Here is a 13,070-nt window from a genome sequence, read left to right as displayed (position 1 = left end):
GAACTACGCTGACTGCTCTGTCCACCAACCCTGAGCCAGGCTGCGTTCTATGCCCTGGTCTGCCACGGCCTGCAGTTGCTCGGCGCTCACGCAGCCTGGCGCAATTTCGGCCAGCGGCAGCAGTACAAAGGCGCGCTGCCACATGCGCGGGTGGGGAAGGATCAGCTCGGGATCGTCCGACTGACGGTTGCCCCATAACTCGATATCCAGATCCAGCGTGCGCGGTGCATTGCGGTAGGGGCGCTCGCGTCCGGCCTGCAGCTCGATCGCCTGCAGCGCATGCAGCAGATTCAGCGGCTCCTGCCCGGTGCGCAGCAGCGCCACCGCATTCAGATAGTCAGGCCCGGAAGAATCAATGGGTTTGCTGCTGTAGAGCGAGGACACAGCCAGCAGCTCGGTCCGGGCCAGCCCGGCCATCGCCGCCACGGCCCAGGACAGGGTCTGGCGCGCATCACCGAGATTGGCCCCGAGACCGACGGCAACCGTATCGGTTGCCAGGGAAGGCGGTCTATTCATCGCCACCGGCGGCAGAAGCAGCGCCAGCGGATGGTTTGCGACGACGGCGGCGGCGCTTTTTGGGAGCGGCTGCATCGCCTTCTGCGGCGACCTGATCCAGCGGACTGTCCTGTTCGCCTTCGGCTTTTTTCTTGGCCACGCGATGCACCTTGGGCGCCGTCTGCTGCTGGGCACGCTGGCGGGCGCGCTGTTCGTCGCGGGCCTGGGCGATCAGGTCATCGCGCTGGGCATCATCGGCCTGCTGGAACTCCTGCCACCAGCTGGCCAGGCTTTCCTCGACCTCGCCGATATCGGCACGCAGGCGCATGAAGTCAAAACCGGCACGGAAACGCGGCTGCGCCACCATGGAGTGCGGAGTGGCTCCGGTGCGCTTGTCAAAACGCGGCTGCATGACCCAGATCTCGCGCATGTCGGCGGCCAGCTTGCCTCGGCCCGAGACATCGCCGATACGCTGATCGAACACCTCGTCAATCGACTCCTGCAGTGCAGGGAAAGGGTGATAGCTCTTGGCCAGACGCTTTTCCCAGCCCTGCTTGACGTCCTGCCACAGCACGCAGGCCAGCAAAAAGCTGGGCGCCACGGGCTTGCCTTCGGCCACGCGGCGGTCGGTATCCATCAGTGCGGCCTGCACGAAGGGATGGTCGGCGCGCTCCATGACCACGTCCAGCAGCGGATAGATGCCGCGCGACAGGCCCAGTTCCTTGAGCTGAGCTACCGAGGCCAGCGCGTGGCCGGTCTGCAGCAGCTTGAGCATTTCGTCGAACAGACGGCTTTGCGGCACTTCCTGCAGTAGCGGCTCGCACTCGACCAGAGGCTTGGCGGTCTTGGCTTCGAGCTTGAAGCCCTTGCCACTGAGCTTGGCGGCAAAGCGCACGGCACGAATGATGCGCACCGGGTCTTCGCGGTAGCGCGTGGCCGGATCGCCGATCATGCGCAGCACCTTCTTCTTGGCGTCCGCTATCCCGCCGTGATAGTCGACCACGATCTGTGTCTCGGGGTCGTAGTACATGGCGTTGATGGTGAAGTCGCGGCGTGTGGCGTCCTGATCCTGCGGGCCCCAGACGTTGTCGCGCAGCACGCGGCCGCTGGCATCCACGGCATGTTTCAGCCCTGCCAGCTGATTCTTGCTGGTGCGTTCGTTGCCGCTGACCTGCTCGGCCGCGCTGTTGTCCAGAAAGGCGCGGAAGGTGGAGACCTCGATGACTTCGTTTTCCCGGCCACGGCCGTAGACCACGTGCACGATGCGAAAACGCTTGCCGATGATGAAGGCACGGCGAAACAGGTTCTTGACCTGCTCGGGCGTGGCATCGGTGGCCACATCGAAGTCCTTGGGACGCAGGCCCAGCAGCAGGTCGCGCACGGCGCCGCCGACGATATAGGCCTCGTAGCCCGAGCTCTTGAGGGTCTGCACCACGTCGATGGCGCGACGGTCAACCAGATTCGGGTCTATGCCATGCACCTGAACCGGCACTTCCTCACGCTTGCCGAACTTGGGCTTGCGCGAGCGGGGAGCTGCGGGCGCCTTGCCCAGCAGCTTGTCAATAATGGTCTTGATCATGGTGCTTCGCTAAATAGGTCCACGATGCGCCAGCCGCGTTCCTCGGCCAGGGCACGCAAGCGCGCATCGGGGTTGGTGGCCACCGGGTGATCCACTTTTTCAAGCAGGGGCACATCGTTCATGGAGTCGCTGTAGAAGGTCGCCTCGACATCCTCCCAGCGCAGGCCGCGCTGGGTCAGCCATTCGGTCATGCGCACGACCTTGCCTTCGCGCATATTGGGCACACCGTCAATCTCTCCCGTGAACCAGCCGCTGCCATCACGCACCAGCTCGGTCGCAAGCAGATGCTGCACGCCGAAAGCCTGGGCGATGGGGCGCGTCACAAACTCGTTGGTGGCCGAGGTGATGACCACGGTATCTCCCGCATCCAGGTGCTGCTGCACCAATGCCAGGGCGGCAGGCTTGATCGCAGGGCGAATCACCTCGTCCATGAAACGCTGGTGCGCAGCCGTGGCTTCAGCCTCGCCGCGCTGCACCACGGCAGCAGTGGCAAAGCGCACATAGTCGGGAATGTTGAGACGGCCGGCCAGATAGTCGTCAAAAAAGGCATCGTTCTGGCGCCCGAACTCCTCGCGGTCGCACCAGCCGATGGCAATGGAGAACTCGCCCCAGCCATGGTCGGAGTCCAGCGGCAGCAGCGTATGGTCCAGGTCAAACAGGGCCAGCCTGGGCTTGATAGCCAATTCAGAAGTCGACATGCAAATCCAACAAAAAGTGCTGTGGCATGGCCAAAGCGGGGAGCGTGAGCACAGGCCTCACTCGGTTTCCAGCATGGTCTTGAGCAGCGGGATGGTGATGGCGCGCTTGTTGCGCAGGGCAAAACCGTCCAGCATGTCCAGCAGCTGCATCAACGAGCCCAGGTCACGAGAAAAGCGCCTGAGCATGTAATCCATCACTTCGTCGCTCAGAAACACGCCACGGGCATCTGCCTCCTGACGCAGCACGGCACGCCGCGCCGACTCGTCGAGCAGATGCAGCTGATAGACATGCCCCCAGCCAAGACGGGTGCGCAAGTCCTCGCGCATCTTGAGATCGGCCACCGGCAACTGACCGGCGGCCAGCACCCAGCGCGGCAGACCGGTGGCGGGGCTGGTGGCATTCACAAACCAGTTGAAGGCACGCGCCTGCTGGAACGGGGTGTAGATGTCCACATCGTCCATCAGCACGGCGGCCCAGCGTTCGTCGAACTCGGGCGGGAACGGAGTGGATGCATCCATCCAGCCCACCATGGCCCCTTGCTCGCGCAGGGCTTCACGCACCGCCTTGAGCAAATGACTCTTGCCGGACCCTGCCTCACCCCAGAGATAAGTAGGCACTGGCGTTCGCGACTGCTGCAACTGGCCATCGCCCACCCAGTGACGCAGGTGATCGATCAACGCAGCATTGGGGCCGACAAAGAAACGCGCGAGCGTCGGGCCGGGCGCCATGCTGATATCCAGAGCCAGCTGCTTCATCTGCGACATACGCGCAGCGCCCCCTTTCCTGGGCACTCAACAGCCCATGCGGCGAAATCTGGCAGGAGATTCATCAGCATCAATGGTGGAAGAAACAAAGGCCCGGACGCGTATTCAGATCAGGCCCTGCAATATGCCCTAGCGTGATCACTCGGTAACAAAAGCACCAATTTTAGTCTGCACTCGCAGCCCCCGAGCGGCTTCGGGCTGATTTTGCCTACTGCCGTTGTTGTAGTCAGGCCATGAATGCTCCAGCAAAACCCTTTGACGCATGTCCGGGCGCCCCCGCTGCATGGGCAAGCGCCGTAGAATCCCGGGGTTTCCGCCCAGCAGGGCGCCCCCGCACCGGATCCATCGATGAGCTCTTCCGCATCCTCCTCTACCCCCATTTCCTACAAAGACGCCGGTGTTGACATCGACGCAGGCGACGCCCTGGTCGAACGCATCAAGCCCCTGGCCAAGAAAACCATGCGCGAAGGCGTGATGGCCGGCATCGGCGGCTTCGGTGCCCTGTTCGAAGTGCCCAAGCGCTACAAGGAACCCGTGCTGGTGTCCGGCACCGACGGCGTGGGCACCAAGCTCAAGCTGGCCTTCGAGTGGAATATGCACGACACCGTGGGCATCGATCTGGTGGCCATGAGCGTGAACGATGTACTGGTGCAGGGTGCCGAGCCCCTGTTCTTCCTCGACTACTTCGCCTGCGGCAAGCTGCATGTGGACACCGCTGCTGCCGTGGTGGGCGGTATTGCCAAGGGTTGCGAGCTGTCCGGCTGCGCGCTGATCGGCGGTGAAACCGCTGAAATGCCCGGCATGTACCCCGACGGCGAATACGATCTGGCCGGCTTTGCCGTCGGTGCGGTCGAAAAGTCCAAGATCCTCAGCGGTCAGAACGTCAAGCCCGGCGATGTGGTACTGGGTCTGGCCTCGCACGGCGTGCATTCCAACGGTTTCTCGCTGGTGCGCAAGTGCATCGAGCGCGCAGAAGCCCAGGGCACTGTGCCCGAGACCCTGGACGGCAAGCCCTTCAAGGCCGCCATCATGGAGCCCACCCGTCTGTATGTGAAGAACGTGCTGGCAGCACTGGACAAGCACCCCATCAAGGCCCTGGCCCACATCACCGGCGGCGGCCTGCTGGAAAACATTCCCCGCGTGCTGCCAGAAGGCACCGCAGCCCATCTCAAGGCTGGCAGCTGGCCTCAGACCGAGCTGTTCGCCTGGCTGCAAAAGACCGCCGGCATTGACGACATCGAGATGAACCGCACGTTCAACAACGGTATCGGCATGGTGGTGGTGGTGGCCGCTGAAGACGCAGAAGACACGGCAGCCACACTGGCCAAGCTGGGCGAGAAGGTCTACAGCATCGGAGCCATCACGGAAATCGGCTCCGGCAAGCCCGTTGAAGTTCGCTAAGCAAATCTTCATCACAGCCCCTCTACCCCGAGCCTGAATGACGCAGCATTTGCCCGCCCCCATCACTACGCAACCGGGCCCTTCGCCCAAGGTCATACTGGCCAGTTACATATTGATGGGAGCAGCATTGCTGCTCGTCATGCATCAGGGAATACTTCCCGGCCTGCTGTGTGTGTGCGTGGGTTTCATGTTGACCCGCTCACTGTCGCGCCTGCTGTCACGCGCCAATCCTCGCGCCTTTGCCAGCAACCAGCTGCCACGCTGGGCCCAGGTGGTTGCCACCACCATCGTGATTCTGGCGCCACTGGCCCTGCTCAGCGGCGCCCTCTCCCAGACCCGAACCTATATCACCGAAGCCCCTGCCCAGTACAAGGAACTGCTGGACTATCTTGCGGCCACGGTGCTGGAGCTGCGAGAGAAACTGCCCTCGGACATTGCAGATCAGCTGCCTGACGGCGCCCAGGAAATTCAAAGCAAGCTGGCCGGCTATCTGGCCGCCAAGGCCGGCGTGCTGGCCACGGCGGGCCGCGCCTGGCTGACCGGCCTGCTCTATGCCTATGTGGGCCTGATCATCGGCGCTCTGGCCGCCGTGCGTCCCATCGCCACGCGCCACCCGCCGCTGGTGCTGGCCCTGCAGCAGCGCATCGGACACTTTGCCCTGGCCTTCAAGCAGATCGTGGCAGCCCAGTTCTGGATCGCCGCCTTCAACACCTTGCTGACGTCCGTCTTTCTGCTGGCCATATTGCCGATCTGGAAGCTGCAGCTGCCCTACACCCCCGCGCTGATCACGCTGACTTTCATCGCCGGACTGATCCCCATCGTCGGCAACCTGCTGTGCAACGCCGTGCTGACGCTGGTCGGCCTGTCGGTGTCGCCCGTGGCCGCCGCCGCCTGCCTGGGCTTTCTGATCCTGATCCACAAGGCCGAATACGTGATCAACGCCAAGGTCGTGGGCACACGCACACATATGGGCGTGTGGGAGTTGCTGGCCGTGATGTTCGTGGCTGAGTCCGTCTTCGGCCCCGCCGGTCTGGTGGCTGCGCCGCTGTTCTATGCCTATCTCAAGAAAGAGCTGGAAGCCGCACACCTGGTGTAAGCAAGCTGCTTGCCACCAGGGCGTTCAGCCCGTCCGGCGCAGCCGGGCAATGGTTCTCGCGATGTAATCGGACTCCTGCCCTTGTGCGGAAGGCGCATAACGCTCCAGATCCGATAGCGCTCTTTCAATCACTCCCCATTGGGCATACGCCATACCGCGGTCCCTGAACAGCTCCTCGCGACCGGGCTGCAGCAAGATCAGGCGATTGAGCACGGCCACCAGCATGGGCCAGTCTTTCTGGACCTGATGAATCTCCTGCAGATTGCGCAGCATGCGCGCCACGACATCGCGGGGATGAGCGGCCTGCAGATACAGCCCCAGCGGCGGCGCATCGTCGGGTGTAATGCCTGCCTGATCGAGAAACGGCTGCAAGCGCTCTGCCAAGGCGCTTGCGGAGTAGGAATCGCCTGTCAACGGATCCTGCACCACCTGCCCCTGTGGCAGCATGACCTTGACCAGGAAATGCCCTGGAAAGCCTATGCCCTCCACCGTCAGACCAATGCTGGAAGCCAACTCCAGCCAGATCAGCGCCACACTGATGGGAATGCCGCGCCTTGTCTGCAGCACATGGTGGATATAGCTGTTGGCGGGGTCGTAATAGTTGTTGAGGTTACCGGCAAAGCCCAGTTCGCCATAGAAGAACTTGTTGAGCGCACTGAGCTTGCGCAAACCGTCCTCCTCGCCTGCCAGACGCTGCACCAGACGCACTTGCAGCCTGTCCAGCTCGGCCAGCACGGATTGCAGGTCAAGATCAGGTTCGGCATCCTGAGCAATGCTGATGGCTGCTTCCATCAAGGCAAAGTTTTCATCACTCTGCACCAGGGACGCAAAATACTGCAGGGCCGTGGGGTACTCGTCTATCGTCCAGCTCATAGGCTGATTTGTAAGCCGCCTTGGCAGGTCATGCAAGCGAAATCCCCTTGATACGCCTGTAAAACCTGCGCTGACCGCTCACTTTTCCATGAGCAGCCCAAGCTTTAACGGCGCAGCAACTGACGCAGATTCAGGCCCGAGAGCTTCAGCACGCCGAAGTAGAGTGCAGCGGCCCCAGCCATCATGGCGGCCAGCAGCGCTGCGCGCAGCAAGCCATTGCTGCGCAGGCCCACCCAGTCAAAGTGCTGACTGCCCCAGAGCAGCAGCACCGCCAGTAAGGCACTGGCCGCAATCACCTGCAGGATGAACTTCAGCCAGCCCGGCCCGGGCTTGTAGGTGCCGCGGCGCAGCAGGCCGATGAGCAGCCAGCTCGCATTGACCAGTGCGGCCAGACCGATGGACAGGGCCAGCCCCGTGTGCTTGAGCCAGGGCACCAGCACCAGGTTGAGCAACTGCGTAATCACAAGCACCACGATCGCAATCTTCACGGGTGTACGGATGTCCTGGCTGGCGTAGTAGCCGGGCGCCAGCACCTTGATGGCCACCAGGCCGAGCAGGCCGGCGCCATAGCCCATCAGCGCCAGGGCAATCTGCCCCACATCGCTGTCATGCAAGGCACCACGATGGAACAGCGTGGCCACCAGCGGCGTGGCGAAGGTCAGCAGGCCCACGGCGCAGGGCACGGCCAGTAGCACCACCAGACGCAGGCCCCAGTCCAGCATATTGGAATAGCGCTCGCCGTCGCCGGCCGCCTTGGCGGACGCCAGCTGCGGCGTCAGCACCACGCCCAGCGCCACGCCCAGTAAGGCCGTGGGGAACTCCATCAGGCGGTCGGCATAGAACAGCCAGGTCACGCTGCCGGGAGCCATGTAGGAGGCGATCTGGGTATTGATCATCAATGAGACCTGGGCCACGCCAACCCCCAGCAGCGCCGGCCCCATCAGAGTCAGGATGCGGCGCACCCCCGCCTCGTCCCAGGCTGCGCGAATGGCTGCGGGCGAGAAGCCGATGCGCGGCATCAGCCCCATGGAGCGCAGCGCAGGAATCTGCACCGCCAGTTGCAGCACGCCGCCCAGCATCACGCCGCCAGCCATGGCATAGATGGGCTCTATGCCCTGCTTCTCAAACCAGGGCGCTCCCAGCAGAGCCGCCACGATCATGCTGAGATTGAGCAGCACGGGCGTGGCGGCCGATACCGCGAACTTCTTCCAGGTATTGAGAATGCCCGCCGACAGCGCCACCAGCGACATGAAGCCGATATAGGGGAACATCCAGCGCGTCATCACCACAGCGGCTTGATAACCGTCGGGCGACTGTCGCATGCCGCTGGCCAGCAGCCAGACCAGCAGCGGAGCGCCGATCACGCCCAGCACGCAGACCACCAGCAGCGCCCAGAACAGCAGGGTCGCGACATGGCTGATCAGGTGGCGCGTGGCCTCCTCGCCATCCCGGGTCTTGCTGGCGGCCAGCACCGGCACAAAGGCCTGACTGAAAGCGCCTTCGGCAAACAGACGGCGAAAGAGATTGGGAATTCTGAATGCGACATTGAAGGCATCGGTCAGCGCATTGGCGCCGAACATGGAGGCCATGAGCAGATCGCGTACCAGCCCCGAAATACGGGAGGCCAGCGTCAGAAGAGATACGGTGGAGGCGGCTTTGAACAGTGACACGCAGCGAAGTGTATGCGTTCATGCCAAGCGCTGCAGACTGATTTGCGGCGCTTTTCACTCTGTAGCAATCCAGCGATCTCAAAGCAGACACGGCCCAACACAGAGACATCGAGCAAGGGCCGCCCCGCCGCGAGGATGTCGTCCCCCTTAAAGGGGGAAGCGGCGAAGCCGCACAGGGGGTGATACAATCCACGGTTTTGCTGACATCATCCTCAGACACACAAGGAAATAATCATGGCAACTAAAGCCAAAAAGAACCCCCGCCTGGCTTCCGGCCGCAAGCGCGCCCGCCAGAACGTCAAGCTGAACGCTGCGAACACTTCGCTGCGTTCCAAGTACCGTACTGCTGTCAAGAATGTCGAGAAGGCTGTTGTGGCCGGCGACAAGACCAAGGCAGCTGAACTGTTTGCCAAGGCTCAGTCCGTGATCGACGCGATCGCTGACAAGGGCATCTTCCACAAGAACAAGGCAGCTCGCGATAAGAGCCGCCTGTCCGCCAAGGTCAAGACCCTGGCTCTGGCTGCTTAATACCAGCCTCCCTCAAGCACGGATGACTTCGGTCATCTGCCGTTTGTAACGGGTGCGCTGTCAGCAAAAAACATCAAAACCGCCCTAGGGCGGTTTTTTTGTTGTCCGCGCTCGACAGTTGACTGCCTCATCAGCGCATGCGCAAACCGCCTCTCCTTTAGCACAAAGCGTCCTAATACGAATTGATTAGCGTCAGATTTTGACTTCCCTAGGACAATCCCCAGGTCGGGGAGTCTCATGTCTTTTATAGGACTTGCCCCGTATCTTCGCAAAAAGCCTGCCGCCTGCCCGCAGGCTTTTTTGATAGTCAAGTCTAGAAAAAGTCATGAAAAAGTCGATCAAAGCAGGACTGGGAGCCGTCGCGGCCCTGGTCCTGGCCGCGCTGTTATTTTTGTTTTGGCCAATATTTCCTCGCTCCGTGCCCAAGGCCGAGAACGAGCAGCCCGTCGATGTGGTGATGGTGGGCGCCGGCGTGATGAGCACGACGCTGGCCACCTACCTGCAGGAGCTGCAGCCCGACTGGAAGATCGAGGTCTTCGAGCGCCTGGACGGCGTGGCCCTGGAAAGCTCCAACGGCTGGAACAACGCCGGCACCGGCCACTCGGGCTTTGCCGAACTCAACTACACGCCCCAGCTGCCCGATGGCAGCGTGGAAACCAAGCGTGCCGTGGGCATTGCCGAGCAGTTCGAGGTGACGCGCCAGTTCTGGGCCCACCAGGTCGGCCGCGGCCACCTGCAGTCGCCCGAGACTTTCGTGAACGCCACGCCCCATATGAGCTTCGTCTGGGGTGATGACAACATCGCCTTCCTCAAGAAGCGCCAGCAGGCCCTGGTCCAGAACCCGCTGTTCTACGGCATGGAGTACTCCGAAGACCAGGCACAGATCAAGAAGTGGGCCCCGCTGATGATCGAAGGCCGTGACCCGGCCCAGAAGATCGCCGCCACCTACATGCCCCTGGGCACCGACGTGAACCATGGCGTCTGGACCGAGCAGCTGATGGCCTCGCTCCAGAAGAGCCCCAACTTCCAGCTGCACCTGCAAAGCGAAGTCACGGCCCTGCGCCAGAACGCAGACAAGACCTGGAACGTGACCGTTGCGGATCTGGCCAAGGGCGGCCAGGAAAAGACTGTCAAGGCCAAGTTCGTCTTCGTCGGTGCCGGCGGCGCCGCACTCAAGCTGCTGCAGGCCTCGGGCATCCCCGAATCCAAGAACTACGCCGGCTTCCCCGTGGGCGGCCAGTTCCTGGCCATCGAGAACCCCGAGCTGGCCAAGCGCCACGACGTCAAGGCCTACGGCATTGCCTCCACCGGCTCGCCTCCCATGTCCGTGCCCCATCTGGACGCCCGCCAGCTCGACGGCAAGCCCGTGGTGCTGTTTGGCCCCTTTGCACTGGCCACCACCAAGTTCCTCAAGAACGGCTCCTGGTGGGACCTGTTCTCCTCGGTCACCCATGACAATCTGATGGGCATGCTGCGCGTGGGCATCCACAACCTGGACCTGGTCCAGTATCTGATGCAGCAGGCCGAGCTGACCGACGCAGACCGTCAGGCCGTGCTGGCCCAGTACTTCCCCGAAGCCAAGCGCGAGGACTGGAAGCTGGTCACCGCCGGCCAGCGCGTGCAGATCATCAAGCGCGACCCTGAAAAAGGCGCCGTGCTGCAGTTCGGCACCGAAATCGTGGGCTCGGAAGACGGCAGCATCGCTGCCCTGCTGGGTGCATCGCCCGGTGCCTCGACCGCTCCCCACATCATGCTGAACCTGCTCAAGAAGTCCTTCCCCGAGCAGATGGCCAGCGCCGAGTGGAAGGCCCACATCCAGCAGATCGTGCCTTCCTACGGCCGCAAGATCAACGAGGATGCCGCCTATACCAACGAGATCCGCCGCATGACCAGCTCGGCCCTGAAGCTGCCCTATGTGGATGTCCCTGCCGACCTGGGCAAAAAGGCCGAAGCGGCTCCCGCGCCTGCCGCAGCTCCCCAGAACCCGACCCAACTGAACAAGGAAATGCAGGCGCTCTAAGCCCAGCTCTCCCCGCACCGGCCCGCCGGTGCCCGCCCCGCCGGCCTGTGCCGCGCGGGGTTTTTTCTTGCAGAGCCCGCCGCTTGAGGTTGCGCCGCCTCCTTTTTTTCCATGCACCAGCCACTGACCCATGCACCGATAGGCCGCGCCCTGCTGCGTTTTTCCCTGCCTCTGTGGGGCGGCTATGTGCTGCAGTCGCTCAATACCTCGGTCAATGCCTTCTGGATCGGACGCCATCTGGGCGAGACCGCACTGTCTGCGGCCGTGCATGCCAACAATCTGCTGTTTGTGCTGATTGCTCTGGTCTTCGGCATCAGCCAGGCCGCCAATCTGCTGGTGGCCCAGGCCGTGGGCGCGGGCCGCTGGGCCCTGGCCCGGCGCATCACAGGCACCAGTGCCAGCCTGTTTCTGGGCATGTCCCTGCTGATGGCCGCACTGGGCTGGCCGCTGGCCGTCCCCATACTGGGCGCCATGGGGGCCGAACCCGCCACCGCCGCACTGGCCGTGGACTATCTGAGGGTGCTCTTTCTCGCGCTGCCGCCCATGCTGCTGCTGATCTTCGTGGCCGCCGTGCTGCGCGGCACGGGCGACAGCCGCACGCCTTTCGTGGCCCTGCTGGGCGTGGCCCTGGGCGATGCCCTGCTCAACCCCTTGTTCATCTTCGGCGCCGGCCCCTTGCCCGGCCTTGGCATGGCAGGCTCGGCACTGGCCACCCTGGCGGCCAACAGCCTCGGCCTCGCGGGCCTGCTGGCCTGGCTGCGCTGGCAGCGGCTGCCGCTATGGATAGGCTGGCGCCAGCGCCGCCATCTACGGCCCGAGTCGGCGCTGGTGCGCTGCCTGGTCACCAAGGGCCTGCCCATGGGCCTGCAGATGCTGGTGGTCTCGCTCTCCCTGGCGCTGATGCTGACCCTGATCAACACCCATGGTGCCCAGGTTTCGGCCGCCTACGGCGCGGCCCTGCAGCTCTGGGCCTATGTGCAGATGCCGGCCATTGCCGTGGCCTCGGCCTGCACCACCATCGCCGCCCAGAACGTGGGCGCCGGCCACTGGCCGCGTGTGGCGCGCACGGCGCGTGCCGGCGTAGCCTGCCATCTGCTGCTGACAGGCGCCTGCGTGGCCCTGATCCTGGCCTGCGACCGCTTCGTGCTGGCCCTGTTTCTGCCCGAGGGCAGCACGGCCCTGGAGCCCGCACGCCACCTCAACCGCATCGTGCTGAGCTCGTTCATGCTGCTGGGCGTGAGCAGCGTGCTGGCCGGCGTGGTGCGCTCCACGGGTGCGGTGCTGGCCCCTCTGGCCATCCTGACCCTGACGCTGTGGGGCCTGCGCCTGCCCCTGGCCTGGGGGCTGCAGCCGCTGTGGGGGCAGGATGCGCTGTGGTGGAGCTTTCCGCTCAGCGCACTGGCATCCATGCTGCTGTCCATCGTCTACTACCGCTGGGGCCCGTGGCGCCGGTCACGGCTGCTGGACAGCACGACAGCGCAGAGCTAGACCTGCAGCGCACAGATACAAAAAAAGCTTCCCGTGGAAGCCTTTGTCGTTTGCGCGGCGCCTCTGGGCACCTGAAAAATCACTTCTTGCCGGCTGGCAGCTTGTCTGGCAGCAGACAGGCCTCGGCCACTTGCAGATCGTTGTCCTTGGCGAAATTCAGGCAGAAGTCCCATGCCATGGGTTCGTAGTCGCGCAGATCCCGGTTGATGACCACGCATTTGGTGCCGTTCATCACCGTGGGCACGCACCAGGGAGAGTAGCTCAGATGGCTTCCGGCGCAGGCACCACCAGGGCGGAACTGACTCATGACACCGGCCAAGCGCTCGGCCCAGTCGCTGGGTCGAAAGGTTTTTCCGGCATGGGTCATACCCATGATGAACAGTTCTTTGCTGGAAGGGGTAACCATCAAATATTCGCCAAAAAGATCCGGCAACCAGGCGGGATCCCCGCCAACATG

General features: G+C 63.3%; 12 protein-coding genes. 5 read left to right on the top strand and 7 right to left on the bottom strand.

What is annotated here, in order from left to right; translation table 11 throughout:
- Nucleotides 1-3: 3 nt before the first annotated feature.
- The 4 genes from folK to hda are packed head-to-tail and all read right to left on the bottom strand — an operon-like array spanning nucleotide 4 to nucleotide 3,528.
- The gene (folK, locus tag CTATCC11996_RS17530) at nucleotides 4-516 is read right to left on the bottom strand and encodes a 2-amino-4-hydroxy-6-hydroxymethyldihydropteridine diphosphokinase (protein ID WP_003078652.1); all 513 of its coding nucleotides are present in this window, start codon (nucleotides 514-516) and stop codon (nucleotides 4-6) included.
- Nucleotides 509-2,074, bottom strand: a complete 1,566-nt coding sequence (gene pcnB, locus CTATCC11996_RS17525) for a polynucleotide adenylyltransferase PcnB (protein ID WP_003078650.1) — start codon at nucleotides 2,072-2,074, stop codon at nucleotides 509-511. The genes folK and pcnB overlap by 8 nt, the downstream gene beginning before the upstream one ends.
- Nucleotides 2,071-2,772: an HAD family hydrolase gene (locus CTATCC11996_RS17520; protein ID WP_034349549.1), complete on the bottom strand. Its 702-nt coding sequence runs from the start codon at nucleotides 2,770-2,772 to the stop codon at nucleotides 2,071-2,073. The genes pcnB and CTATCC11996_RS17520 overlap by 4 nt, the downstream gene beginning before the upstream one ends.
- A gap of 57 nt (nucleotides 2,773-2,829) precedes the next feature.
- Nucleotides 2,830-3,528: a DnaA regulatory inactivator Hda gene (hda, locus tag CTATCC11996_RS17515; protein ID WP_003070849.1), complete on the bottom strand. Its 699-nt coding sequence runs from the start codon at nucleotides 3,526-3,528 to the stop codon at nucleotides 2,830-2,832.
- Nucleotides 3,529-3,885: 357 nt separating this feature from the next.
- Here hda and purM point away from each other — a divergent pair, with 357 nt between their 5' ends.
- Together purM and CTATCC11996_RS17505 are read left to right on the top strand one after the other, a co-directional pair.
- Nucleotides 3,886-4,938: a phosphoribosylformylglycinamidine cyclo-ligase gene (gene purM / locus CTATCC11996_RS17510; RefSeq protein WP_003078647.1), complete on the top strand. Its 1,053-nt coding sequence runs from the start codon at nucleotides 3,886-3,888 to the stop codon at nucleotides 4,936-4,938.
- 37 nt (nucleotides 4,939-4,975) lie between these two features.
- Nucleotides 4,976-6,034 (top strand): AI-2E family transporter, encoded by a 1,059-nt coding sequence (locus tag CTATCC11996_RS17505; protein WP_034349547.1) that lies wholly within the window; start codon nucleotides 4,976-4,978, stop codon nucleotides 6,032-6,034.
- Between the two features lie 24 nt (nucleotides 6,035-6,058).
- Here CTATCC11996_RS17505 and CTATCC11996_RS17500 read toward each other — a convergent pair whose 3' ends face one another.
- Nucleotides 6,059-6,907: a SirB1 family protein gene (locus CTATCC11996_RS17500; protein WP_003078643.1), complete on the bottom strand. Its 849-nt coding sequence runs from the start codon at nucleotides 6,905-6,907 to the stop codon at nucleotides 6,059-6,061.
- Nucleotides 6,908-7,011: 104 nt separating this feature from the next.
- Entirely contained in the window at nucleotides 7,012-8,577 is a 1,566-nt protein-coding gene (gene murJ, locus CTATCC11996_RS17495) for a murein biosynthesis integral membrane protein MurJ (protein ID WP_003078641.1), read from the bottom strand.
- Between the two features lie 234 nt (nucleotides 8,578-8,811).
- Here murJ and rpsT point away from each other — a divergent pair, with 234 nt between their 5' ends.
- The 3 genes from rpsT (at nucleotide 8,812) to CTATCC11996_RS17480 (ending at nucleotide 12,613) form a co-directional block, all read left to right on the top strand.
- Complete coding sequence (gene rpsT, locus CTATCC11996_RS17490; protein ID WP_003052598.1) at nucleotides 8,812-9,105, top strand: 30S ribosomal protein S20; 294 nt, start codon at nucleotides 8,812-8,814, stop codon at nucleotides 9,103-9,105.
- A 325-nt stretch (nucleotides 9,106-9,430) separates the two neighbouring features.
- The gene (gene mqo, locus CTATCC11996_RS17485; protein WP_003078637.1) at nucleotides 9,431-11,125 is read left to right on the top strand and encodes a malate dehydrogenase (quinone); all 1,695 of its coding nucleotides are present in this window, start codon (nucleotides 9,431-9,433) and stop codon (nucleotides 11,123-11,125) included.
- A gap of 111 nt (nucleotides 11,126-11,236) precedes the next feature.
- Nucleotides 11,237-12,613, top strand: coding sequence for an MATE family efflux transporter (locus CTATCC11996_RS17480; protein WP_003078635.1), 1,377 nt, complete (start codon nucleotides 11,237-11,239; stop codon nucleotides 12,611-12,613).
- A gap of 79 nt (nucleotides 12,614-12,692) precedes the next feature.
- Here the strand turns inward: CTATCC11996_RS17480 and CTATCC11996_RS17475 are convergent, their stop codons facing one another.
- On the bottom strand, nucleotides 12,693-13,019 hold the full coding sequence (locus CTATCC11996_RS17475; RefSeq protein ID WP_003052588.1) for a DUF3579 domain-containing protein: 327 nt from the start codon (nucleotides 13,017-13,019) through the stop codon (nucleotides 12,693-12,695).
- Nucleotides 13,020-13,070 lie beyond the last annotated feature (51 nt).

The organism is Comamonas testosteroni ATCC 11996, assembly GCF_000241525.1.
GTDB classification, from domain to species: domain Bacteria; phylum Pseudomonadota; class Gammaproteobacteria; order Burkholderiales; family Burkholderiaceae_C; genus Comamonas; species Comamonas testosteroni.
The sequence above is the reverse complement of the archived record's forward strand: the minus strand, read 5'-3'. Positions and strand labels throughout refer to the sequence as shown.